Below are 26,228 nucleotides of genomic sequence, written 5' to 3' on the forward strand. Positions count from 1 at the left end.
CAGGCCCCTTGTTACTTAATAATAATTAATCGTAAATGTCATCTTGCCATCACCACGCCCTGGCGTCACTGTATTATCCGTCTGAATGTAACGGGCTGACAACGGAATCGTCAGTAGCCCTCTTCCTGTGGTAGTCAGTGTATATCTGACTTCACTGTTAAAATTAAACGGTGCCAGAGGTCTATCGGGATTTCCTTGACTAATTTGGATACCCACTCCGCTGGCTGCACTGTCTGCAGTCAGAGAGCTTACGGCCATAATCCCGTTATTCGTATCAATAATCGCATTCAAGGGGGTAAGCATGAGCCCTATCTCATTGTTGTCGGGGCCAGGCGCATTGACTGGGTTCACATCCACGGGATTATCACGACTATAATAACCCTGAAAGATAGGGCAATTGATTAATGTCAGGGTGGCATTTACCCAGGGCGTCGCAGAGCCAATACCATTAAAGTTGCTAACATCGTACGTTCCCAAGGAAACATTCACATCAGGCGTGATGCAAGTGGGTTGTGTAACCACCAACTGACCACTGAAACTGGTCTGAATGCTAGATGAGGGATAAATATTGGCACTGCCATCCTCCGAAGCAATGGAAACACCTATCGTGGGTAAATCCGCACCATTAATGGTGTAATTCCCTGGCGCTACATTCCCTATTTTGATCAAGCTGGAATCGAGAGATACCGAGGTCCCGGTCACATTAAGAGTTCCTTCTTGAGAAACAAGAAATGTGGCTAAAACAACGGGTGAACCATAAACGATCGGCCTACTGCCCTTCCAGGTAGCAACCCCCACACCAGCAACATCGGTGCTATAAACCGCCCCCGCATAGGGCGAACCATTCCATTGGGACAGTGGCCGCGGAGCAGAAAACACCTGCCCGATTATCTGTATTGGTACCGTGCTATTGACATCCCCACCACTACAGGTAATGGTTAATGGCGATGAAGACCAGCGAAAGCGATAGAGGACAGTCCCCAGCGGCAATTCTGACCCGCCGGATATAGATAAATTACCCGGTGCCAGCGGCGTTACATCAGCGCGTGGATTATTGATATTACAGGTGACAGCCGCTTGCACGGCTGTCGCCGAACCCAACAACAGGCACAAGACCAACGCCAATGTATGGCCTCCCCAAGGTAATCGTATCGGAGGAATACTTGATAACCATGCTAATTTCATTCTATCGCTCCCTATTGATTCTCTCTGGTACAGATGCGGGTCAAACGGACTAACTTGCTCGCTGGATTTCCGGCAGTTCCTGATGGTAGGCTATAGGCCACGCTACATTGCATCTCATTGCCATCACCCCATTTCACCTGCAGTCGCCCTGTATCTTCCGCTACACGCGCGTATAACTGCCCGCCTTGGCCTACCGAGCCCACACTATTGCCCTGATCATCAAAAACATTAGCGCCAAAGGGCAACGCTTCCCCTTGATAGGTAGCATTCACCAAAATAGGTGTCCCTTGCTTGGTGTTGTACTTCACCTTCACAACGGCCCCAAAATAAGGTGCCACTTGCTGGCTGGTATTCTCTAACTCGACATTATTTGACGTACCTTTAGGATCAATATTGATCTCATTCATCTGGTAGGGATTCAGGTAAGGCACCAAAGCGTAACCATGCGAATCCACAGTCACCCCCGGATACGAGGATACTTTGGCACCTTCCTCCCCTTTAGCCTCAATCAAGGCAAAAGTATCGGAGCTGTAAGGTGTAAAGGTCACGCCACCAGAATGGGCAACCATCGACCCATTTATCCCGGCGGAAGCACTATGGTAGCTTTTACCGGTACTGTAAGTCGCGCTCAGTGCGGTTGCCGGTGAACGGTAGTTGCCACTCAGTGAACCACTCGCTCCCATGCCTTGGTTAGCGTTCATCGCCGTCACACCGTAGCTGAACTGGTTGTCCGCTCCGCTAGTACCGGAGACACTGGCCTGCTGACCGTAACGACCACTACTGTCATGGGATAAATCCAGGCGCAGTTGCGGCGTGTGGATCTGGCTATAACTCCCCAACGGTATGCTGAAGCTCAAGAGATAGTTAGTTTGAGCCGCGCCGAGGCTGGAAAAACTACGGCTGATACTGAAACCATACGAAAGGTTTTTGTAACGGTTGTTGTATCCTACCTGGTACTGTTTATCGTTGCCGTCTTGGTTCCAGTAGTTCTGCACCGAACCGGTGATATACAACTGCCCCCATCCCTCTGGCAAGCCTTGGCTGGCAGTCGCTGTCAGCCGGTTTTTGGCTCTTGAAACTGAGTTTGGTGAATCCCCCTGTGCCACTGCATCACGAACTTGCATCGCGGTCATAAAATCCATATAGCCATCAGTGGAAAAGCGGTAGGCTGCCAGCGATAAGTTACTGTTGGTTTCGCTAATCAGTTTACTGTAGCTCACCTGATAACTTTGACCGTTGTAGTTATTACCCGATGAATATTGCCCACTGTCATTGCTATTACCCTCGAGACGTGTCTGCGCTTGAGTCACGTCGAAGGCTACCGCCCCAATCGGGGTGCCGGTCGCGACACCCAGTTGCAACGCGTAATAGTCTTTACTGGCCTGCAGGCCCCCATAACCCGTAATGATGTTAGTCAAGCCAAGCTGATAGGTAGCCTGGTACAGGGCTGGCTTTTCACGCAGATTATCACTGCGCAATTCCCCCGCAGTGATGGAATAGCGGGATGATCCGGGACGTAACAGTTGCGCCACCGAGGTATAGGGGACTCTGAAGGTTTGCACCGTCCCATCCGATTCACGCACCGTCACGTCAAGATCACCACCGAAACCGGTAGGGTACAAGTCATTAATCAGAAACTCTCCCGGCGGAACCGTGGTTTCATACAACACTTGGCCGCTTTGGCTCACGGTGACACGGGCATTGGTGCGCGCAATGCCGCGGATATCCGGGGCATAACCGCGTTGAGATTCCGGCAACATCCGTTCATCACTGGCCAGTTGAAGACCGAAAAACGGCAGGGTATCAAACAGTTGCCCAGTGGTATTTGACTGCCCTAATAATACCCGCCCCTTAAGTGATGGAATATCACGCTGTAGATAGGTATTAATATTACTGTATTGGTTTGAACCGTCACTTATCCGGTTATACGAACCATTATGGCGTAAATACCAGGCTCCGACATTCAGCCCCGCGTTTACCCCAGCAAACAGTGAGTTAAAGCTATCCCCCTGCGATTCGCTGGTGTAGCCATTTACGTTATAACCTAATAACAATGCGGGTACGCCGCTATCCCATAATTCCGGGCTAACGGTACCGCGGGCAGTGTTCAGCATATAGATTTGGGGGATCAGAATATCCAGACGCTGTTCATTACTGTCGAAGTTAACCTGTGCCTCTGGCAGTTTATGCTGTAAATCTAAGCATTGCTCTGCGTTGTCTAACGTATGCAAAAAATCTTTAGGTAATTTTTCGTAATTAAAAGCGATATTCTTAATCAGATCGCGGGTCAGGCAGGGATAAACCGATTTATCTGGCCGAGCTTTGAATTCAATATCGCTATTGCTAACCGCTTGATTATTAACATAGACAATGGTTTTATACACGCCGGGCAACACCGAAGCGCCATTGGCAAAGCGGCTGAGATCAACCGATTTATTATCATCAACATTCAGGAATGAGGGATCAAACTCAACATTCTTTGTGGTATTCACTGGCGCACTAGCATCGATGAGCTTATTTTCAGCCATGGCGCTACCTGCAAAAAGAGCAGATAGGATAGCCATAACCAAAGGAGATAACCTATATTGGATATTATAATACACATCTTTTGACATAAGACATCCCTTCAAAAACGCATCCCTTAAATAATAACGGTGCTATTTTTAATCAAAGATTACGGATTGATTGTCATTAATGAATAATGCTTTCGAAATTATTGATTGCGCCATAATCATCGACAAAATTGCCAGAAAGTGTACTTCCTGCCTGCCCCGATAAATTGAACGTCATGGTTGCACGAGGTTCTATCATCGCACCTTCAATTTTCTTACCATTCAGTGTCAGATTCACCAAAGAGACATGGTACGGCGTGAGGTTTGAAGCTTGAATACGATTACCCTGTGAACTCCAGGTTAGCGCTTTGGCGGCATCTCTGGCATTACCTTGTAGCCCGATCGGCCGGTAAAACAGCTTGATGCGTGAGCGAAAGGCCATCTGCAGGCGGTTTTCCGCCACCACGACACTATCTTTAGCGGGCACTTCCAACACATTGAGCCAGAATATGGATTCTTTATCCATGGGGAGAGGCTCCCCGGTATAGCTTATCCGTAGTGTCTGCCCTTTATTTGGGTCAACACGGTTCATCGGCGGGGTTAACACAAACGGCACTTGGATAGTTGATGGCTTGGCATTAGGGTCCCCTTTATCAATCCAGCTCTGCACCAGGACAGGAGCAGGGCCGACATTGTTAAGTTTAACGCTGACCTCCTTGGCATCAGAAGGATAGATTACGCGTGTTCCACTGATCACCACACTGGCCAGCGTGCTGGTGCTAAATAAAGCAACTACAGCCAGCCCACACCATTGACGAATACTGCACAAGGGAAATATCATGATATCTTCCTGAAGATTGGGAGAGGACACCGCCTCCCCCGAAGTTCTGTTACATATACTGAATTGAATAAACAACGCTGCTGACTACCGTACCAGCGGTAGTTAGCCCATTGGCGTAATATTCAACCTCGTACGGCAGAACTGCACTACCGCTTGCAACATCTAAATAAGTGGTATCTCTTCTCTGGCTGGAATTACCCACCTTAATCACGGCTTGAGAAGCACTTGAACCATCACGCAGTTGCAGAGCCACTAAAGTGGCAGTACCGGTGGTATTTTTCAGACGGCCAGTGGCCAAGTCAACAGAAGAACCAGCTTCAAAGTAGGCAGATGCGGTTTGCAACGTACCTGAACAATTAGTCAAAGCCATGTTGAAGTTAGTACGCCCAGCGGTTTGACCTGCAGCAGTCAACTGGTTAGTACCTACTGTTGGCAATACGACAGTTGCGTTTGCTCCCTGACCATTTACCGAAACATCACAGGTATTGGCGGTCAACTCACCATTAAAGGTAATGGTACCTGTAGAGACAGCCTGAGCAAGGTTAACAGAACCCAATACTGTGGCCAGGGAGACAGCAATTGCTAACTTTTTCATATATATTCCTACTACTCATCGTGTTATTAACCCATTCTAATATCCATTAGAATGATATGACGTATACCCATACAATATGGATACACGGTATCCACCCCGTTAAAACAGAGTAGAATTACCCGATAAACATTGGTAATACGCTGTAACTGCCTATAAAATATCCAACACCGTGGGCATTTGAAATAAAATCTTCTGGTAGCCCAATGGAGGCTAATTTATTTCTCAATACCTTTATTAAATACCATAGCCGCTGGCTAGAAGAGTAAGATTGACCCTCTTTCCATACATTTTCTATGATATCATTCTTGGAAATAATGGTTCCCGGTTCATTATCCAATAGTAATAACAATAATCTCAATTGCACGTCATTAAGTGTGACCACTTTAAAGAACATTGCATTTTCAGCAGTTTCAGCACGGTAACACACAAGCCTTTTATTAATAATATCGAGTTGAATGTCTTCTTTGAGCAAAAATCCATAAAGTCTACTTTCCATATATGTCTCGGAACACTGTCTCTCTTTGATCAAAAAAACACCAAAGCCGTCACTGACGGACGGATTATATAACTTGTTAATCCCTTGGCAATCAATTAAATTTTAATGTAAATCCATCAAAAAAAACCACAAAACAGAATTTTATTCTAAAAATGTAAGATTTACGGAATTTAAATTTAATTCATAACTATTATACATGAGTTAAGGGGTGTATTGGTATCGTTTACAGTGATGAGAGATTCATAGTTATATCTTTCGAATGTTAAAAGCTAACAGGATTAAATCACTAAAGAATATTTATTATCTTTAACAATCAAGTAATTACAACAATAATTTGAGTAAAAACATTCATTAGTAAAAAGTGAAAATTCACTTCAGATAATTAGCGTGATGTACGATTTGTTTGGATAAGGTGACACTGACTTGCTGGATTCAGCTTGCTTGAAGCCTGATTGTGGCACAGTGTCAAGGTGTTGATACGATTCATTCAAAACGGCCCCCTTTAGGGTTGCCTTATCCTGGATGCCTTATCCTGGGAGCATTTTCCGAGAACAATGGTACGGTCGCTGCCCCCACTTCGCTGAGACGGCTCCATATCATCGAGCTTGTTTAACGCTATCCTTTGACTCAGCCACTTACAATGCCAATGACTGCAATTTTTCCAACTCATCTGTATGATATATCGCGATAACGGTTAAGCATAAAATGAGAGGGATAGATGGATAGAATGGTAAAGACGGCTATTATGCTGCTCTTACTGGTATCGCCCCCCTTGGCGAACGCTAAGGGACTCGATACAAATATTGATGAAACATTGGCTAAGTGTACTGACAGCGTTCCGCAACGCTCGAGTGCAGAGATGGCTGCCTGCTATAATACTGCTGTAGATGCTTGGCAAGCGGAAATTGATAAACAACTTCAGCTTATGATGCAAGATCGGACCGAGAATGAACTGTCGGCACTAAAAAAAATGCAAACCGCTTGGGTTGAGTATAAAAAATCATCTTTTCAAGCTTTAGATGTTATTTTTTCCGATCAGCAACAATGGCCGGATGGGCCTGAAATAAACGCTTTTTTTAAAATGATTTTCCTTAGTAAACAAGCAAGGCAACTCAGCGAGAATTATTTTCGATAGCGCACCAGGCCCCTACTGTCTAGGGTTATGTACCCTATTATCTTTAATAAATACAATGTATTAAGTCATAAAACCGAGGGAGAGAATTGTGGTAAAAAAAATGATTATTATCGTTTTATTGATATTCATTAACACGGCCAGAGCCGCTGAACTCAGTGCAACATCTGATGACGAATTTGAGTTAAATTATCAAATTGAGGAAGAATTTGATAAATGTGTCAAGGATGATGCGAAAAATTATAGTACCAGGATGATGAACTGTTATTATGATGCCGCTGATGCATGGGAAAAGGAGATCGATAGACTCTTTAAACTTTCCCTTAAAGAACAAAAAGATGAAACAATAAAGTCTGCATTAATCATGAAACAAAAATCGTGGGTTAAATATAAAGAAGCCTACTTCAAGGCCTTAGATAAAATTTACACTCTGCAAGAAGTAGGAACCGCAGAATTAACCGTTAGCGCCAGTATTAAAATGAATTTTCTACTCAATAAAGCCGCGGAATTTACTGAATCCTATTGAACTAAAGTTGACTCCGGCGGTTGCCTGATTTATCAAACTGATCATACCAGAACTATGGAAACGCTTGCAGCGGCCCCGATAAGGGTCGAAGCGTAGGAAGAGCTAAGTATCTCGCGTCACTAATACCTCGGCAGCTTGAATGGCAACCAAGTAGATAACCGGTTAAATAATCCCTGTCAGCATCATTAAAACCCAAGGAGCGCCGCAGCGCCCCTTGGCGTTTGCTCAAAGCCCAGTGCGCTTGGCGCTGCCCTCCCAAGTATCTTGCTCACCGATCGGCCTTAGCACGCGGCATGGAACACCTACGGCAACCACGTCGGGGGGGACATCTCGGGTCACTACACTCCCTGCTCCAATCACGCTATTACGGCCAATGGTCACTCCAGGATTAATTATTACTCCACTGCCTATCCAAACATTATCCTCAATGGTGACGGTTAAAGAAAACTGCTGCCCGGTAATACGCACCGAGGGATCTATCGGATGCCCGGTGGTGGATATCGTGACATTCGGCGCAATCATCACGTTATCACCAATCAATACCTTTCCGTCATCCACCACCACCAGATTAAAGTTGGCATAAAAGTTATCGCCAACAATAATCTGGCTGCCATAAGCAACATGCAGTGGCGGCTCAATCCAAAAATTTTTGCCGATTTTCCCCATCAGTTGACGGATCAATGCTTCCCGTTTTATCTGCTCAGAAGGCCGCGAATGATTAAAATCATAAATTAACTCTTTTCCGCGTAAGCGCTCCTCTGCCATGCCCTCATCAAGATCAGTATATAAATACCCACCTGCTAATCTTTCTCGTTGCGTCATCATTACGTTATCCTGGCGCTTAATTACGCCATATCCCTGACTACGCTAGGTTCTGGTTTAAACGCTGATAGTGGCCCCCGCCCGCTCAGAGTAAACACCGATATCAGCGTAAACGACAGTGCAACCATCCCCAGAATAAGATAAGCCCCATGAAAACCGATTCTTTCATACATATTCCCGGCCAAGATCGACATAAAAATAGTGGCTAGTTGTTTAAAGAAACAGAAGCAAACCAGATAAATAGTGGCAGAGAAGCGCACTTCAAATACGGTGGTAATATATTTAAAACAACCGACAATCAGGAACGGCACTTCAAACATATGCAAGGTTTTCAGAATAATCACCTCTAATGGTGTAGAGGCAAATGAAGAACCGATAATACGTATCGACATAATGAAACCGGCTAGCAAGAGTGCATTTTTCCCGCCAATACGGTTCACAATAAGCGGAGCAAAAAACATGATCAATGCATTGAGCAATTCACCCATCGTGGTGACATAGCCAAAAACACGCGTCCCCTGCTCGGCTGAAGAGAAGAACGAGGTAAAGAAATTGGCGAACTGCTGATCAAACACATCATAAGTGCAGGAAACACCCACCACATACAGAGCCAAAAACCACAGTTTAGGGTTTTTCAGTAATTCGAATGCCAAGCGTAAACTGAACGGTTTACTGTTGGCACCCAATTTATCTGCAACTTGCGCAGAGCTAGCTGCTTCAGGTTTAGCAATAAATAACAGAATCGCCAATATCACTGCACAACCAGAGCCAAGCCAGAAGACAAATTCGTTGTTGATGGTAAACATAATGCCCACCACTGACGCACACAACGCCCAGCCCACACAACCAAATAAACGCGCACGACCGAACTCAAATGAGCTGCGACGGCTCACTTTCTCGATGTACGCCTCAATAGCCGGTGCACCGCCATTATAAATAAAACCGAGATAGATCCCACCAGCAATGGACCCCAAGATAATATTAGTGCGTAAAAGTGGGCCAAAAACATAGATAAAGAACGGCGCGAATAACACCAGCATCCCGGTGATAATCCACAGCAAATGCTTTTTCAGCCCCAACTTATCTGACAGCAAGCCAAAAACCGGCTGGAATAGCAATGAAAAGAAAGAGATAGTCGCAAAAATAATGCCAGTGTCCCCTTTGCTGATGTTATTAATATCATGCAGCCAAATGGGGAAGAAGGGGAAATAAGCACCCATGATAAAAAAGTAGAAGAAGAAAAACAGCCCAAACATCCAAAAATTAGTATTTTTCAAATAGTACATGGCGAATTCCTTACGCAACAACCCTACCGCGCGTTGAAGCTAACCTCAAATACACGGCAGGGTTTATCTATGAATAATGTTAGTGATAAATACTGTTTAGCCCTGCTGTATGTTATTCAGCGTACTGCCAAACCAACGAATAACGATAATGTTCGGCATCCAAGATAAAATCAGGGCTTACGCTCGGGCTCCACGAGTCATCGCCGCCAACCCCCATATGGAAGCCATCAATATTGACCCAAACCCCCTGCTCCTCCTGCAACAAATGCTGATGCGAGGTATCGGTTAATTGCTGTTGGCTATAACGGCTGAGGCCAAAGTGGAAATCCCCCAGCCACTGCCAGCGGCCAAAATTCAATTGGCGCGTATGGCAACGCAACCCGTTCTCGGTTGGGAAAATATATGGCGTATGTAACGCTGAAAGCGGTCGTGTCCAACGCCCATGTTGAGCAGAAAGCTGACGGTCAGGATAGTTTTCATGTGGGCCTAACCCCAACCAGGTTGCCTGTTCAGCAACTTCGGCAAGTTGACAGCTCAAGCCGATGCGCGCTGGTGATGGAATTCCGTAGCTAACATCAACGTTTACATCAAGATGCAGTTTACCCAGACGGTCAATTAAATAGGTCTTACGGCTAATAAACAGAATGCTGTTTTGGCCGCTATCACTATGAGCGCTATAACCATGGCCGCTATAACTATGACCGCTATAAGTATGACCACTATAACTATGCGTTGTGCAGATCTGCACACCTTGCGCAATCAAATCGACTTCACATTGCAGCAAGCTCGTTTCTAGCGCATACATCCCGGCTTTCTTCCAACGTTCAACCCAGGCATTAGGATCGATGCGGGTGGTCTCACTCACGCCAATATCATTATCCAGCGGTGCACGGGTAAAGTTGTCGCATAACGGCGTCAACAGTGTGGCTTTTTCATCCTGCCACCACTGCTCCAACAAACCAGTTTGCCGATTGAACTGCCAGCGTTGTGTGCCCCACTCAATGCTGAAGGTATTATTGGTCTGGTTCAGCCGTGGTAGTACCCCCTGGAGATGATTGTTTTCGTTTGGCAACATTAATGGCCGCGTTAAACGCCACTGGTCCCAGGCACAGCGGTGATGTCCTGCAGACCATGCTGTGGCCTTTATTTGGCGAACCTCCACATTCAACCACAGCTCACCGCCCCCATTCAGTTCGGGAATGTGACCCAGCACTATTTTCTGCCTGGCTTGTGCCGGTAATGCAAGTTCGACATCCCCCTCAGCAATCGGTTTGCCATCCAGGGTTAAGTGCCAATACAACCGTTCATTGTCACTGGCGCGGAACAAATACTCACTACTCACTTCAACCGTCAGCGGAGACTGCTCAAGCAACTGGAACTGGAAAAACTGCTGAGCGCGCTGCGCTTCGAACAGAGCCGGGTGTGGGCTGCGATCGGGAAATACCACACCGTTCAAACAAAATTGACGATCATTAGGGGTATCACCGAAGTCCCCCCCATAAGCCCAGTAAGGTTGGCCGTTATCATCAAGGCGCGTTAAGCCTTGGTCGACCCAATCCCAAATAAATCCCCCCTGCAAACGGGGATGTTGACGAAAAGCTTGCCAATAACGGTCAAAACCGCCAAAGCTGTTCCCCATGGCATGAGCATATTCACACAGGATCAACGGGCGAGGTTCATCAGGTAAACCGATCCATTTCTTGAGCGACCATTTCGGTACAGTTGGGAAGGGCTGATCCTGCTCCACTCGTGCATACATCGGGCAGAGAATATCCGTTGCTGCCGTGTTGGCCCCGCCACCTTCATATTGTACCGGGCGGGTTGGATCCTGGCTTTTCACCCAACGGTACAGTGCATCATGGGTGCAACCATGACCCGATTCGTTACCCAGTGACCAGATAATGATACAAGCATGGTTACGGTCGCGTTGCACCATACGCGTCACGCGTTCACTCATGGCTGGCAACCAAACCGGATCATCGGCAATCCGGCTCATCGGCTGCAAACCGTGGGTTTCAATGTTGGCTTCGTCCACCACATACAGGCCATAGTGATCGCAAAGCTGATACCAACGCGGATGATTCGGATAATGGGAACAGCGCACCGCATTGAAATTATGCTGTTTCATCAGCAAAATATCCTGGCGCATTGTGGCCTCATCCATCACCTGCCCTAGTTCGGGATGGTGTTCATGGCGATTGGTACCACGGATCAACAACGGCTGACCATTTAGCTTCAACAAGCCGTTGCTGATTTCAACCTGGCGGAAACCCACGTCATAAGCCTCTGCCTCTACCAGTTCTCCGGTGGGCGATAGCAGCACGATTACGGCACGATACAGTTCTGGCGTCTCCGCACTCCATAACGCCGGTTGCTCCACTGGCAAGCGCAGCGTAGTACGGTCGTCATAAGCGCCCCGCTCATCGATGATTTCGCTGCCGAAGCACTGGGTTTTCTCGGCAATCAGCTTCTCTTTACGCCACAGTTGTACCTGCACCCGGTGTTGCTGTGGTTGTTGGGCGACTACCGTTACAACCAACTCTCCCCGGCGGAAACTGTCACTTAATGGCGTAGTGATATGGACATCACTCAAATGGCTGGCTGGTTTATGTAATAGGCTAACATCGCGGAAAATCCCGCTCATGCGCCACATGTCCTGATCTTCCAGATAACTACCGTCGCACCAGCGTAATACCATCACCGCCAGGCGGTTTTCACCCGGTTGCAGCGCGTGGCTGATATCAAACTCGGCAGGTAAACGGCTGTCTTGTGAATAACCAATCCATTCACCGTTACACCAAAGATAAAAGGCCGAATTGACACCATCGAAAATAATCCGGGTTTGCCCCTGTGTTATCCACTCGTCATCAACACTGAATGTGAGCGAATAACACCCCGTAGGGTTTTGTTCAGGCACTAAAGGGGGGTTAACCGGAATAGGATAAGTGACATTGGTATAAATTGGTGCGTCATAGCCTGCCATTTGCCAGTTTGAAGGCACCCGCATTTCATCCGCACTGTGCAGATCGTCATATAGCCATGCTTCAGGCACCTGTTCTGGCTGGCTAAAGTAGCTAAACTGCCAAACACCATTCAATGAAATAGACTGTGATGAAGCCTGGTCATCTCGGGCATCTTGCTCATTACGCCAACTGCGAAATGGCGGATGTGCTGGCAAGCGATGGTAGTGTGTACAGGCAGGATTCTCCCAGTCTCGACGAGATAAAACAGCACTGAGTGATTTCCCTAACTGAGATGAACTCATACATTCCCCAAAATGTTATCCGCTCACAATTAATTTTAAAATGAATAACAAGCACAAAGGTGTAAAGCAAATATCATGGGGAAATAGATGTCGGTCACATATTCAGCAAAAGGAGTGAGGGTTGATCCCCTCAGATTGAATTTTATTTTTCGTCCAACGTGGCGATTTGACGAGCGATACGCAGCAACTCCTGAGATAAACTTTTCGGCGAGACATTTTTTTGATTCACTGCCGCTGTTGTATGCCTTTGCACCAGCGAGGTTGCCAAACGCAAAGAGCACCCACGAGACTGATGCTGCCCTTCCAGACACTGGACCAAACGTTTCACACTTTCCTGCCCTAACAAGCGGAAATCCTGCTTGATGGTGGTCAGCGGCGGGAAATAGTAAGCACTATCTTCGGTGTCATCGTAGCCAACCACCGACATTTGCGCCGGAACTTGCAACCCATACTCCTGTAATGCGCGCAGTACGCCTAACGCCATTTGGTCATTAGCCACCAATATTGCCGTCGGGTGTTTTGGCAAACTTAAAATCTGCCCAGCAAGCTGGTAACCGGAAGCCGCATCCCAATCGCCGTGAAACACAGAACAAGGTACCAATTGATGTTCGGCTAACGTCGCTAACCAGCCCTGATAGCGTAAACGACCGGAAATAGAGATCAGAGGCCCGGTAATCAGCGCAATGTCGCGATGCCCAAGAGCAACAACATGTTCGACGCCTCGCCGAGTACCTTCATAGGGATCAAACAAAATGCTAAATACCTCGGCATCGGGGTCTACGTCTAAAAACAGTGCAGGGATCTCGCCACAGGTTTGCACCATGGCATAAGCATCATCGGTTGTCAGGGGGACGTTAATCAACAAACCATCCACCCGTTGTGACAGCAGCTCATTCATCGCAGAGCGACAGGCCTGAATGCCAAGATCTTCCACCATGGAAATCACCACGTTAAAACCCAACTGGTTAGCTTGGGTTTTAATTGCCGATGCGATTTGCGAAGGTGCATGCAGTGCCAACTCGGTGGTGGCCAACCCCAGCGTAAAGCTCTGTTTACCCGCCAGCTGTTGTGCGACACGGTTTGGCACATAATTCAACGCAGCCATTGCCTGTTCGACCTTAGCACGAGTTTTATCTGAAACATGTTCGGCCCGATTTAATACCCGTGACACAGTCTGATACGACACCCCCGCATAGTCGGCGACATCATTAAGCGTGACAGATTTAGGCTTCATACAGTTTCTCGCGTAGATTAATACTAAAAATCAAGCTAATGGAGTTGAATCATAGCAGATTCAGTCTATCGATAGAGAAGCTAAACGTAGCAAGATGAAGGGGAGTATTAGCTTCAGCAAGTACAGTTGCTCGTATATTTACCTCATCTTAACAATTATCTGGGAATAATATTAATCTTTCTTATATTATCCTCTCTGGTCACATGGTAACCTATTGGTTCTGTTATGATGGGATTGAGTTTATTCATAGTTAGTATTGCTGACAATCCCGTTGTACTTATCAATACATTATTACAGGACACATGGATGTTGTTGCTGGTGGTTAAAAATAATCCTTCTGTATTTGTCAGTAAAGCGGTGTATCGCCAGCCGACGGCGTTGGTTCAGCATGGTGTCAGAAAATGCCATATTGATACCATCACTTATGGGCAATGCGCACTCTTGGATGAAACCGTACTCACCCGCCGTAGCCACACCATCAACAATTTAAACCAGGAGGTCAATCCCACCTGGCATGCAATGCCACTTCAGGCTCGCTTTTTTCTACGTTTGATGCGGGCAACCAGTTATTGGACAACATTAAAACCATCCTGTATGAGCCCGCTCATACGACCTTACTGCACTCTCGTCTGTTGCGGATTCCGCTCTCCGTCGTGGTGACTTTGGGGTTGAACGCAGGATTACAGCTTTCGTTACACCCGTTACGACAATCTGCACAGCCGGACTCAGTGAGCGAATTAACGTTAGCGAGTATTAAAAAACACCCGGGCTGAGTAAACCTCACCACCGGGTAACAAAAAGCATTTTGTTATTTTAAGCAAGGAGCTACAAATGAATATTCAGTTAGCATCACCGTATACCAGAATATTTTGGACAGAATGGCAACTTGATCCATTGTCAAATAAATACAATATGATAATGGACCAAACTATTACTGGGTCACTGGATATCAATAAACTTGAGCGCGCCGTTAAATATCTGATTAATAAGTATCCTGTATTAGACAGTCATTTGGTTGAAGAGGATGGTCAGCTTTTATGGCGTAAAAATGCGCATACGCTGGTCACAGAGTTAGAAAAATGCGATAGCCTACAAGCTTTGGCAGCATTAGCCGCGCGCCCTTTCGACCTCAATAATGGCCCACTGTTTAGCTATGGTTATTATCATGATAAAGACAAAGATCTGTACGAGTTTGTCGTGGTCTATCATCATGTGATTATTGATGGGCTTTCAGTGGCTGACGCTTATGCTGAAATGTCGGATTATTACAATGACAATTTGATGACGGAAAATCATATTGTTAATGATAATTTTTTTTCGGAGAAGGTTCAGGAATATCTGTTTAAATTAAAAAACCTCTCCACTGCCAATCCGACAGAATTTTGGCAAAGTGCGTTGGCAGGATTGCCTAAAACGAACGACATTCCTTATATCCAGCACTTTGGGGAAGATTCCACTGAACGACAAGTAAAGTTCTATCTTCCAGTTAAAACATGGCAAGTTCTTAAATCGAATTTAAAACATACTAATGCATTTTTGGTGTTTAAAACTATTTGGGCTTTATTAATTGCCCGTTATTGCCAAAGCGAGGCAGTACATCTTGCTTACCCGGTCTCGATGGAGAATGGTAGTCATCTGAGGTTAGGCGCGCAGGTGAATACCGCAGTATTCCCTTTTTTTGTTCATCAAGACGATACTTTTGCTGATATTTATCAACGGACTTTGGCACACCACCACGATTTGAAAGCTAAACCAGGGCTACGTTTTACTCGCTGGCCGATATATGAAGTGCTGAAAAGCACAGGGATACGACCCAACATCAGTTTTGCCCAAGCACATTTCAATGAGTTGACTCTGTCGCTGAGGGGATGCCAAACGCGCTGTCATCATCGGTTTGACCAGAGTCTGGCTAACGCTGAGCTCGTTTTGGAATATCAAGAACAGAACGATAATATCGCATTTCGTATCCGTTATGAGCCAGAACGCTTTGCCCCACAGCAGATTGCCGCGATGGCTGAGCAGTTTCAGCAGTTATTAAACCAAGTCCTGTTGCACCCCGAAAAACCGTTAGCGAGCTTTCCATTGCTGACCCCAACCCAACAACGCCAGCAGCTAATCGATTGGAATCCCCCGCAGCCGGAAGCGATGATGGCAACAGGGACTTTACACCAGGCAATCACTGAACAAGCGCAAAAATACCCGCAACGCATAGCCTTGGTTGATGAGCAGCAACAACTGACCTACCTAGAGTTGGAGCAAAAAAGTAACCAGCTTGCTCGCTGTATCACGGAAAACTATCAGCGCATTGCGCAAAAAAGCATTAGCCCCGACACCCTGATCCCGTTTTGCCTGAACCGTGGCGTAGAGATGATCGTTACCATGCTGGCGATTATGAAAACCGGCGCCGCATATATTCCTTTATAGCCTCAACTGCCCAAGCAACGTATCAGCTATATTCTGGCGGATAGTCATTGCCCAATGCTGATAACTGAGCAGGCTTTAAAAGCAAAACTACAGGATATGGCGTTACCAGCAGCGTTGTGGGTACCGGATGCATTGGTCAATAGCAAGGCAGTGAGTGATGCACCTTTGCCTGTCGAGCACTCACCTCATCAGTTGGCTTATGCCATTTATACCTCTGGGACAACAGGGCAGCCCAAAGGCACCTTGCTGGAACACCAAGGGGTGCTCAATATGGTGCGTGGTTTTCAGGCGATGATCGGCGGTACCGATAAAGCGCGCAACTGCCTGCAATTTGCCTCCGTAGTGTTTGACGCCCATGTGGCGGAAACCTACATCCCGCTGTGTGGCGGCCATACGCTGGTGGTGGCGACCGAGGAGCAACGTCATGATCTGCCAGCCTTATTGGCGCTGATTGAACGTCATCACATTGATTTTGCCCATTTGCCGCCAGCGCTATTAAAGCTTCAACCGAACATTCCAGCTTGTTTATCGCAAATTGTGGTAGCGGGAGAAGCGACATCTCTCACGTGCCTTGACCACTTCACGCAGCAAGGGCATCAGTTGTTTAATGCTTATGGCCCTTCAGAAGCGAGCGTGTGTGTCTCTATTAACCTTTATCGCCACAACGGGGCGAATAATATCGGGCGCCCATTGCCGGGTGTGCGCTTGTACGTGTTGGATAGCCAGCAGCAACCCTTACCCATCGGTGTGCCTGGGGAGCTTTGTATCTCAGGGCTTGGGTTGGCACGGGGTTATCTTAACCAGCCCGAACTGATGGAGGAAAAATTTATTGCCAATCCGTTTGCACAAGCGGACGAAAGCGAATTTCAGCGGCTTTACCGTACTGGCGACAAGGTGCGCTGGCTGCCGAATGGTGAACTGGAATATGTTGGCCGTAACGACGATCAGGTGAAAATTCGTGGTCATCGGATTGAACTGAGTGAAATTGAACAAGCCTTTGTTGCCGTGACGTCGGTTGCGCATTGTGCGGTAGTGGTTCGTGGGCAGGAGACGCCACGTATCGTTACTTACTATGTCGCAGAGGTCACACTCAATGATCAATTGGTAAAACGTCAGTTAGCTGAACGGTTGCCAGATTATATGGTGCCAGCAGTATTGGTGCAGTTAATGGCGCTACCGTTGACCATCAACGGCAAACTGGATACGCAGGCGCTGCCTGAACCGGATTACAGCCAAGTTTGTGGTGATTATCGCATGGCAACTACCTATCAGGAAAAACAGTTGCAAGCCGTTTGGCAACAGGTGATGGGTCTTGAAGACATTGGGCTCAATGATGATTTCCTGCGATTAGGTGGCGATTCCATTACCGCGATCCGCTTGGTGTCCGAAATGCGCCGGATTGGCTTGGCATGCCGCACGCAAGATCTTTATCAATATCGTTCTATTGCCGCTTTGCTGGATAATTTGACCACTGCGGCCTTGCCCGATGCAGTGCTGCCTGAGCAGGGTAACCTTAGCCAGGCGATATCCTTGTCACCGACCCAACGCTGGTTCTTCGATCAGGCGTTTGAGCAGAGTCATTACTGGAATCAATCATTCCTGATCCGCGTACCTGAATTAGATTTGGGGCGTTTACAGCAGGCGATCAATACGTTGGTGGTTCACCATGATATGTTGCGAGCGCGTTTTACATTAGATCAGCAGGGTTCCCATCAGTATTACCAGGCTGAATTATCCCCTCATCAGTTACGGTGTGCTCACCGAGCCACGCTGTCTGATGCTGAATTGGAGGCATTGTTCAGTCAGTGGCAGAGTGATTTTGATTATCAACAGGGCCCTTTGTGGCAATTCGGTTACGTTGATGGCTATCAGGATGGCTCTGCGCGTATTTTCTTCGCTTGTCATCATTTGATTATTGATGCGGTGTCTTGGCGCATTCTGGTCGAGGATTTACGTCGTTTGTATCTTGGCGAAGACTTGGGGTTAAAGTCTGCCAGCTATCGGCAGTGGGTGAATGCCTTACTGGATTATAAACCTGTCGATAAGCAAGAAGTGGATTACTGGCACTTACAGTGTCAGCGCCAGCACGACTACCGTAGTGATTTTGCGTTAAGTCATCAGGTTCACCTGCATTATGAGCAACTGGATACGGTGGTGACTGGCAGGCTGATGCAAATGAGCGATCAGGTAAATGACCTGCTGCTTACCGCATGGTTACGCACCTTGCGCCATTACAGCCATAGCAATAGCCATACGCTGATGCTAGAAAGTCACGGGCGCGATTTACCCTGCGGGCAAATGGATGTCGGGCGCACGCTTGGCTGGTTTACCGCGATGTACCCAGTGAACTTTACCTTAGCGGATAATCCACAGGCGGATATCGCCCAAGTACGTTCCGCTCTCGAAGCAGTACCGAACCATGGTATAGGCTACGGTGTATTACGTAATCGCGGCAACGAGTCCGCGCTAGCCTTGCGCAACCCAGGGATAGTTTTCAACTTTTTGGGGCAATTTACCGACCAGGGTGGTGAATGGCAACTGCTGGCTGAACCCGCAGGGAAAAACAGCCATCCTGACAATACCAACCGCGAGCTGCTGATATTGAATAGCTGGGTGGCGAACCAACAGTTGTGTTTCCGCTTGGATGGTATGCTGACGGCATCGGTCTTAAGGGATGTTGCTCATAGATTCACCATTGAAATCAATCAGTTGATTGATAACCATAACGAGTTACCGTGCATAATGGGCGATAAACTGCCCACAACGCTATGGGAGAAATTACAGCAACGCTATACACCGCAAGCGGTTTTCCCTTGTAATAGTTTACAACAAGGGTTTATCTATCATGCAGTTAGCCAACCGGACGATCCGAGTTATCGGGTGCAAATGGTGTTGGATTATCTTATCGAGCTAAACCCTACTGCCTATCGGCAGGCATGGGAAATGGCCATGGCGCGCTTCCCTATTTTGCGTACTTGTTTTAATTGGCAGTGGCAACCGTTGCAGGTGATTTGTGCAGAAGCGGCAATGGATTGGCAATATGTTGATTATCAACAACAGGTTGAGTGGCCATTGGCTCTTGAGCAGTTATGTGAACAACAGCTCACTCAGCCGTTTGATTTGCAACAACCAGGCCTGTTCCGCTTACGACTGGTGAAGATTAGCGAACAGCATTACTGCCTGGTTTATACCGTGCATCACAGCATCACCGATGGGTGGAGCGGCCAGTTATTGTTAAAATACGTACATCTTGCCTACCAACAATTACAAACAGGGCTGCAACCTGAGCGGCAGCAGGAAATTACCTACCTGCAAGCACAGCGATACTATATGGAGCAGGCTGAAAACAGCCGAGCCTATTGGCAACAGCGCCAGCTTAACCAATGCCAGGCAAATGATATCTCTTATCTGCTTAGCGTGCCTTATGAGCCAAAAAGTATCACCAGCGCAGAACAAACCCTGTTAACGCGCCTGCTGCCTGCCGCTGTATTTTCATCGTTGCAGCAACTTGCACAGAACCAGGGGGTGACGCTGAATGTGATGTTGCAGTTTGTCTGGCATAAAATTCTGCATATATACAGTCGGCAGGAAGTCACTTTGGTTGGCACTACACTATCTGGCCGTAATCTGCCGATTGATGGTATTGAGGAAAGCGTTGGTCTGTATATCAATACGTTGCCGCTGAGGGTGGATTGGGATAACGATCACAGCTGTTTGCAGCAATTACAGGTCATTCAGCGTTCGTTGAATGAGTTGGATGAATACAGCTATCAACCTCTGGCTGAACTGAGCTATGGCGGTGAGGCACTATTCCACACGTTGCTGGTGTTTGAAAACTATCCAAGCGTGGATATGCAGGCTATGCCGGTGAGCATTCGTTCTACTGCCGAGAAAACAGATTATCCCCTGAATCTGTTGGCACATACTACCGAAGACGGATTAATGCTTTCTTTGGCGTATGCCACCCCCTATCTGACCGAACAGAAAGCCGATACGCTGTTATCCTTGCTGGTCACGCTGTTGAGCTCTCTGCCAGCTCATTTATATGTACCGCATTATAAATTACCCCTATTGCCAGTCAGTGGGATGGTTCAGCAACCCATGCCGGTAGCCAATTCGCCGTTTGACTATCAACACGCCCTGCACCAGAATTTTATGGATTGGGCGCGGAAGCACCCAGACGATATTGCAGTTATCGATGCATTGGGCAGTTGCAGCTATGGCGAGCTGTATCAGGCAGCGTTGGTGTTATCAAACCAGATACGCCAGTGCGCAGGGCGTCATTCGGCGTTGGTCGCTATTCTGATGGATAAGGGACGAGCCCAGGTGATCGCCATCTTGGCTACGTTGATGGCGGGTAAAGCCTACCAGCCGATGGATAAGTCATGGCCAGAAAAACGCCGCTTGACCATCATTGAACAGGCCGATATCGAGATCGTCCTGTGTGATGAACCTTGGCAGCATGCTGCTTTCACCTCTCTCGTGTTGGATAGTACCGGTAAAGCAGAAGGTATAGCGTTACCACAGCCTCTCTTACCCCCAGAGCCGGTAGATCCAGAAGCGTTGGCGTATGTCATTTTTACCTCTGGTTCCACGGGCGTGCCGAAAGGCGTCGCAGTTTCGCATGCGGCGATCACCAATACCGTTATAGCGATGAATAGGCAACTGAATGTCGGTGCAGGCGATGCCATTTTTGCTGTCAGCGCGTTGAGTTTTGATGTCTCGGTCTATGACCTGTTTGGCGTGCTATCTGCTGGGGGGCGTTTGGTGCTGCCTACAGAAGCACAACGCTATCAGCCGCAAGCTTGGTATCAGTTGGTATCACAGCATCGGGTGACTCTCTGGTTCTCGACACCCGCCTTGTTTGACCTGTTGCTCCAGCATGTGGAGCACTATGCCAGCGACTCTGATTCACCGTTACGTGCAGTGATGTTAGGGGGGGATTGGGTGCCACCTACATTGGCTCAGCGCTGTTTTACCTGGGCTGAGCAGTGTCGTTTCTTCAACTGTTGGGGGGTAACTGAAGCTGCTGTTTGTTCAACAATGTATGAAGTGGCGCAAACTGAGCAATTCCAGCAAAGTATTCCGCTTGGGATCACGTTGGCCAACCAGTCGCTTTATGTTCTGGATGAGCAACTCAAGCCCTTGCCACAGGGAATGGCGGGTGAATTGTATATCGGGGGCGCGGGAGTAGCACAAGGCTATTTCAATGACCCGCAGCGAACCAGCGAGCGCTTTATTTTCCATCCCACCACCGGTGAGCGCCTCTACCGCACTGGGGACTTGGGGCGTGTGCTTGAAGATAACGATATCGAGTTCCTCGGCCGTATCGACAATCAGATCAAACTCAATGGTTATCGCATCGAGCTGGGCGAAATAGAGCGTACCTTATCCGTCATGCCAGAAATCAGCCAATGTGTGGCGCTGGTGACTGAGACGAATCCTCGGATTTTGCTGTATTACACCGCCAGCCAAGTGATGGACAACGCTTACCTGCACCAACTGTTGGCGCAGACGTTACCAGAATATATGCGTCCGTCAGATGTGATCGCCTTGGAGAGCTTTCCGTTAAGCGTCAGTGGCAAGATTGATCGCAAAGCGCTGCCGATACCTGGGCAGAGCGAGAGCCATAAAGAATACACGCCCCCAAGCGATGAGTGGGAAATGCTTTGCTGCGACTTATGGGCTGAGGTATTGCGTACTGAACGCGTTGGCGTCAACGATAATTTTTATAGTAGCGGTGGCAATTCGATTCAGGCGATTACCCTTTGTAACCGCCTGAGCCAAGCGTTGGCAAGGGAAGTGACTTTCGCGATGTTCAGTGCTTACCCCACTATCCGACAGTTTTGCCAGCACCTGAAACAGCAGACAGCGGTGCATACGGCAGGGCCAATCGCAGCACAGAAGAAGACGCAATATCCACTATCCTCATCACAAATGCGTTTATGGTTTCTTGATGAACTGATGCAAGGCAGTGATCTTTATCAGGTTCCAGTGCTGTTCGAACTGGGGGCAGAGATTAATATCGCCGCCTATCTGCAGGCATTGCAGGCGGTGGTCTCGCGCCATCATTTGCTGCGCAGCACGATAGTGCAAAATACAGCGTCGGGCGACACAGAGTTTTTACTGCACCAGAAACCGTTACCGCTGGAGCGTTTGCAAGTGGCTGCAGACCAATGGGAAGCCACACTAGAAACGGCCATTCATCGCCCATTCAATTTGCGTAAAGAATATCCTATTCGCAATATATTGATCGAACGCCGGGAGACTGATGGGCGGGTAACCTGTTTCTCCTTGCTCAACGTGCATCACATCGCTTTTGACGGCTGGTCGGCCAACCTACTGTTGGCTGAACTTGAAGGGCATTATGCCTTCTTTGCCAAGGATACGCCGCTAACGTTACCTGAGCTGACTATCCAATATTCTGACTATGCGTTGTGGTTGGAGAGCCAACAGGGAAGTGAGCGCAACCAGGCTCGTCAACAATTCTGGTTGGACAAAATGCAAGGATACCAGTCATTGGAGCTCCCGACGGATTATCCTCGACCTAAAGAGTTTGATCATCGCGGAGCAACGGTTTCATTAAACATCGAGCTGGAACTGAGTGAGCAGTTGCGTAACCTGGCCCGAGCGACTGGCGTAACGCTCCACGCAGTATTACTGACTGGGTTCACTCTGCTGCTGGGTAAATACAGCCATCAGCAGGATATTGTTATTGGTGCGCCAGTAGCCAACCGGCCCCATTCTCAAATAGAACCGTTGATTGGTCTGTTTGTTAACACACTGGTATTACGTAATACCATTAACCCTGAATTACGGGTCGATGAAATGATTCGCCAAGTGTTCAACAATACCGTGGCCAGTCAAGAGTATCAGGACATGCCATTGGAGAAGTTGGTTGAAAGTTTGCATGTTGAGCGCGATCTGTCCAGACAACCGCTGTTTCAGGTAGTGTTCAGCGTCGAACAGGCGATGGAGACACAGGGGGAAAGGTCGCTATTTACTCCGCTTGACCTCATGCAATACTACCAGGTTGCGAAATTCGATTTAGGCCTGCTGATTGAAGATGGGCAACCACAGCTCGTCGCAAATATTAATTACGCCTGCGCGTTGTTTTCCCCAGAAACGATCGACGGTTTTATGCAGCATTTTCAGCAGTTGTTACGCGCGATGGTGCAAACGCCAGCGGCAAACGTGGCCAGCCTGAGCCTGCTAAGTGAAGCGAAACAACGTGAGTTACTGCAACCTGCTGTGGAGGCCAGACCCGCTGCTGAATATGCCTATGGGATTCATCATGGCTTTATGTCATGGGCCAAACAACACCCGAACGATATTGCGTTGATCGATTCACAGGGAAGTTGTACCTATGGTGAATTGTATCAATGGTCACTGACGCTCTCTAATCAGATCCGCCAAGGCAATTTTGGCCATTCAGACCTTATTGCGGTTGTGATAGATAAAGGGCGAGCGCAAATAGTGGGGGTGCTTGCCGTGCTGATGGCTGGCCGAGCGTATTTGCCAATGGATACGTCATGGCCAGAGAGTCGCAGGCTGAGCATCATACAGCATGCGAATTGCCGCCTGGTGCTTACCGATAAGCCTTGGCAGCGGGAGGAGTTTTCGACAATTTGCCTTGCGCCAGATGGGCGAGCGCTTACATTACCGGCCACAGAGGTGATTCTCCCTGCCGAAGTTGTGGCCCCTACGCAATTGGCCTATGTTATTTTTACCTCTGGCTCTACTGGCGTTCCGAAAGGGGTGGCCATTCAACATGCTGCGGCCAATAACACGCTTGTCGATATCAATCATCGTCTTAATGTTGGTCCTGGTGATGCTACGCTGGCCATCAGTGCGCTGAGTTTCGATCTGTCGGTCTATGATATTTTCGGCATGTTATCGGCGGGAGGGCGTTTGGTCATCCCGAGTGAAGAACAACGCTATCAGCCGGAGGCTTGGTACTACCTGATGGCAGAGTACCGAGTGACGCTCTGGCAGTCTGCCCCAGCGTTGTTTGAGCTCTTGATGCAATATATTGAACGTGAAGGGCTGGCGCGCAATAACGCTTTAAGCCGCGTCATGTTAAGTGGTGATTGGATCCCGGTGAACCTACCACAGCGCTGTCATCGTTGGGCGCCTGACTGCCGCTTTATCAGTGCTGGTGGGGCGACGGAAGTGTCCATCTGGTCGATTATCTATGAAGTGGAGAAAGGCGCGCTATTTCAGCAGAGTATCCCTTACGGTAAAGCGTTAACCAATCAATGCTTTTATATCCTGGATGAGCAGCTAGCGCCGGTGCCGCCCAACGTTATAGGCACGCTGTTTATTGGTGGTGCTGGCTTAGCTCTGGGTTATTTTAACGATCCAGAGAGAACTGCAGAAAGTTTTATCAATCATCCAATCACTGGAGAACGGCTTTACAGCACCGGTGATCTCGGGCGCTGGTTGCACGATGGCAATATCGAATTCTGCGGGCGGATTGATAATCAGGTCAAAGTTAATGGTTACCGGGTTGAATTAGGCGAAATTGAAAATACCCTAATGGCGGTCAGTAACATCAAACAATGTTTAGTATTGAAAGATGCCGGTGAGCAAGAGCGCTTAATTGCTTATTACGTAAGCGATGCACCGTTGGATCACTCACGTTTGCTTACTCAGATTCAGGGACATCTGCCGACGTATATGGTCCCTGCTGCGTTTATTTTTATGGCTGAGTTCCCGCTTAATGCCAACGGGAAAATAGACCGCAAACAACTGCCCTTGCCAGTTGATATGGATACTCGTCGTCAGTATGTAGCGCCAGAAACAAAACAAGAGCAGCAATTGTGCGTTTTGTGGCAAGAGATATTGCAACAAGAGGTCATCGGTGTGACCGATGATTTCTTTGCCTGCGGGGGGAGTTCTATTCTGGCAATTTCGCTGTGCCAGAAAATGTCTAGCATATTGTCTGAAACCGTACCAGTGGTGAAACTGTTTAAATACCGCACTATCCGAGGCATGTTGGCAGTGGAAAACTATCAGCCCGTTCAGCGAATTAACCGTTACCAGCGGGGGGCCGACAGCCTGTGGATGATTCATCCTGCTTTAGTAGGGTGTGAAGCCTATCTCGATTTCGCCAAGGCGTTGGAAGGGGAGGTAAACTGCTTTGGGGTGGATAACTACAACCTTTATCACAGCGAGCAGCAATTGACCGAACTGTCCACCGTAGCCGCCTACTATCTGGCTAAAATGGAGCAGCAAGGGCTGCTAGAACAACCCGTGATTCAACTGTTGGGTTGGTCTTTGGGTGGGGTGATTGCCCTGGAGATTGCCGCCATGCTAGAGGCCCGTGGCATCAGGAATATCCAGCTTTACTTGTTAGACAGTTTCTATCAGGTCAAGGTTGATTATCAGGCTACACCGGACTTGCGTAAAAACATGCTGGCAGAGTTAGGAGTATATGGGGAGGCGGCGATACGGGCGTTGGTCGCCGAAGAGGCGGAGAATGCCATTGGCCGAGGAGAGATTTCTGGGCGATTACGGCATACCCAGGTTACGCTGTTCAAGGCCACCCAAATGTCTGCCTACTATCAATCCTTGGCTGGAGATCAACTGATAAAGTGTATTGAGGATAATGGTCTAGCAGCGGTGTGTGACCAATTGAATATTATCCCGTTAGCCTGCAATCATCACAATATTCTTGATCGTGTGAGTGAGATTCGCAGCGTGGTATGCAACCAACATCATTCGATGGTCGTTTGACAAAACGCATGTTGACCTGCAGGGTGAGCCCATGAATGAGGCTCACCCTGTTTAATCGGTTAGGTTCCTAGGGCTTCCATCCCTTGCCGTCTACAAGTCACTCGAATTAGATGCTAACTATTAACGGTTGTT

General features: G+C 47.9%; 13 protein-coding genes and 1 pseudogene. 5 read left to right on the forward strand and 9 right to left on the reverse strand.

Annotated features, from left to right (window positions below):
- Nucleotides 1-15: 15 nt before the first annotated feature.
- From IO95_RS21075 to IO95_RS21095, 5 genes are all read right to left on the reverse strand, one after another.
- Nucleotides 16-1,185, reverse strand: a complete 1,170-nt coding sequence (locus IO95_RS21075; RefSeq protein ID WP_023489992.1) for a fimbrial protein — start codon at nt 1,183-1,185, stop codon at nt 16-18.
- A gap of 11 nt (nt 1,186-1,196) precedes the next feature.
- Nucleotides 1,197-3,713 carry a fimbria/pilus outer membrane usher protein gene (locus IO95_RS21080; RefSeq protein WP_235186810.1) on the reverse strand — a complete coding sequence of 839 codons (2,517 nt, stop codon included), beginning with the start codon at nt 3,711-3,713 and terminating at the stop codon, nt 1,197-1,199.
- A 163-nt stretch (nt 3,714-3,876) separates the two neighbouring features.
- Nucleotides 3,877-4,578, reverse strand: a complete 702-nt coding sequence (locus IO95_RS21085; protein ID WP_023491377.1) for a fimbria/pilus periplasmic chaperone — start codon at nt 4,576-4,578, stop codon at nt 3,877-3,879.
- A 49-nt stretch (nt 4,579-4,627) separates the two neighbouring features.
- Nucleotides 4,628-5,173: a fimbrial protein gene (locus IO95_RS21090; RefSeq protein WP_023491378.1), complete on the reverse strand. Its 546-nt coding sequence runs from the start codon at nt 5,171-5,173 to the stop codon at nt 4,628-4,630.
- 115 nt (nt 5,174-5,288) lie between these two features.
- Complete coding sequence (locus tag IO95_RS21095; RefSeq protein ID WP_037387057.1) at nt 5,289-5,669, reverse strand: helix-turn-helix domain-containing protein; 381 nt, start codon at nt 5,667-5,669, stop codon at nt 5,289-5,291.
- A 718-nt stretch (nt 5,670-6,387) separates the two neighbouring features.
- On the opposite strand from IO95_RS21095, the gene IO95_RS21100 reads away from it, so the two are divergent.
- A complete protein-coding gene (locus IO95_RS21100; RefSeq protein ID WP_037387059.1) occupies nt 6,388-6,804 on the forward strand; it encodes a lysozyme inhibitor LprI family protein in 417 nt (138 codons plus the stop codon).
- An 88-nt stretch (nt 6,805-6,892) separates the two neighbouring features.
- Nucleotides 6,893-7,327, forward strand: coding sequence for a lysozyme inhibitor LprI family protein (locus IO95_RS21105; RefSeq protein WP_037387061.1), 435 nt, complete (start codon nt 6,893-6,895; stop codon nt 7,325-7,327).
- 225 nt (nt 7,328-7,552) lie between these two features.
- Here the strand turns inward: IO95_RS21105 and IO95_RS21110 are convergent, their stop codons facing one another.
- The 4 genes from IO95_RS21110 to IO95_RS21125 form a co-directional block, all read right to left on the reverse strand.
- Entirely contained in the window at nt 7,553-8,149 is a 597-nt protein-coding gene (locus IO95_RS21110) for a maltose acetyltransferase domain-containing protein (RefSeq protein WP_051791324.1), read from the reverse strand.
- Nucleotides 8,150-8,172: 23 nt separating this feature from the next.
- Nucleotides 8,173-9,435 carry an MFS transporter gene (locus IO95_RS21115; RefSeq protein ID WP_023492659.1) on the reverse strand — a complete coding sequence of 421 codons (1,263 nt, stop codon included), beginning with the start codon at nt 9,433-9,435 and terminating at the stop codon, nt 8,173-8,175.
- Between the two features lie 112 nt (nt 9,436-9,547).
- Nucleotides 9,548-12,700 (reverse strand): beta-galactosidase, encoded by a 3,153-nt coding sequence (locus tag IO95_RS21120; protein WP_023492658.1) that lies wholly within the window; start codon nt 12,698-12,700, stop codon nt 9,548-9,550.
- A gap of 142 nt (nt 12,701-12,842) precedes the next feature.
- Nucleotides 12,843-13,934 (reverse strand): LacI family DNA-binding transcriptional regulator, encoded by a 1,092-nt coding sequence (locus IO95_RS21125; protein WP_023492657.1) that lies wholly within the window; start codon nt 13,932-13,934, stop codon nt 12,843-12,845.
- A 225-nt stretch (nt 13,935-14,159) separates the two neighbouring features.
- On the opposite strand from IO95_RS21125, the gene IO95_RS21130 reads away from it, so the two are divergent.
- From IO95_RS21130 to IO95_RS21140, 3 genes and pseudogenes are all read left to right on the forward strand, one after another.
- Nucleotides 14,160-14,594 carry a DotU family type IV/VI secretion system protein gene (locus IO95_RS21130; RefSeq protein ID WP_081878606.1) on the forward strand — a complete coding sequence of 145 codons (435 nt, stop codon included), beginning with the start codon at nt 14,160-14,162 and terminating at the stop codon, nt 14,592-14,594.
- A 171-nt stretch (nt 14,595-14,765) separates the two neighbouring features.
- A pseudogene (locus IO95_RS26555) lies at nt 14,766-17,561 on the forward strand (amino acid adenylation domain-containing protein); the annotation flags it as partial.
- 51 nt (nt 17,562-17,612) lie between these two features.
- The gene (locus tag IO95_RS21140; RefSeq protein WP_369794396.1) at nt 17,613-26,096 is read left to right on the forward strand and encodes an amino acid adenylation domain-containing protein; all 8,484 of its coding nucleotides are present in this window, start codon (nt 17,613-17,615) and stop codon (nt 26,094-26,096) included.
- Nucleotides 26,097-26,228: the final 132 nt, after the last annotated feature.

It is taken from the genome of Serratia sp. DD3 (genome assembly GCF_000496755.2).

What these genes read in the sequence shown, in the direction of transcription:
- IO95_RS21140 (WP_369794396.1), top strand. Translation starts at nt 17,613, where the DNA reads ATGGCAACTACCTATCAGGAAAAACAGTTGCAAGCCGTTTGGCAACAG.
- IO95_RS21100 (WP_037387059.1), top strand. Translation starts at nt 6,388, where the DNA reads ATGGATAGAATGGTAAAGACGGCTATTATGCTGCTCTTACTGGTATCG.
- IO95_RS21125 (WP_023492657.1), bottom strand. Translation starts at nt 13,934, where the DNA reads ATGAAGCCTAAATCTGTCACGCTTAATGATGTCGCCGACTATGCGGGG.
- IO95_RS21095 (WP_037387057.1), bottom strand. Translation starts at nt 5,669, where the DNA reads ATGGAAAGTAGACTTTATGGATTTTTGCTCAAAGAAGACATTCAACTC.
- IO95_RS21120 (WP_023492658.1), bottom strand. Translation starts at nt 12,700, where the DNA reads ATGAGTTCATCTCAGTTAGGGAAATCACTCAGTGCTGTTTTATCTCGT.
- IO95_RS21085 (WP_023491377.1), bottom strand. Translation starts at nt 4,578, where the DNA reads ATGATATTTCCCTTGTGCAGTATTCGTCAATGGTGTGGGCTGGCTGTA.
- IO95_RS21110 (WP_051791324.1), bottom strand. Translation starts at nt 8,149, where the DNA reads ATGACGCAACGAGAAAGATTAGCAGGTGGGTATTTATATACTGATCTT.
- IO95_RS21115 (WP_023492659.1), bottom strand. Translation starts at nt 9,435, where the DNA reads ATGTACTATTTGAAAAATACTAATTTTTGGATGTTTGGGCTGTTTTTC.
- IO95_RS21080 (WP_235186810.1), bottom strand. Translation starts at nt 3,713, where the DNA reads ATGGCTGAAAATAAGCTCATCGATGCTAGTGCGCCAGTGAATACCACA.
- IO95_RS21075 (WP_023489992.1), bottom strand. Translation starts at nt 1,185, where the DNA reads ATGAAATTAGCATGGTTATCAAGTATTCCTCCGATACGATTACCTTGG.
- IO95_RS21090 (WP_023491378.1), bottom strand. Translation starts at nt 5,173, where the DNA reads ATGAAAAAGTTAGCAATTGCTGTCTCCCTGGCCACAGTATTGGGTTCT.
- IO95_RS21130 (WP_081878606.1), top strand. Translation starts at nt 14,160, where the DNA reads ATGATGGGATTGAGTTTATTCATAGTTAGTATTGCTGACAATCCCGTT.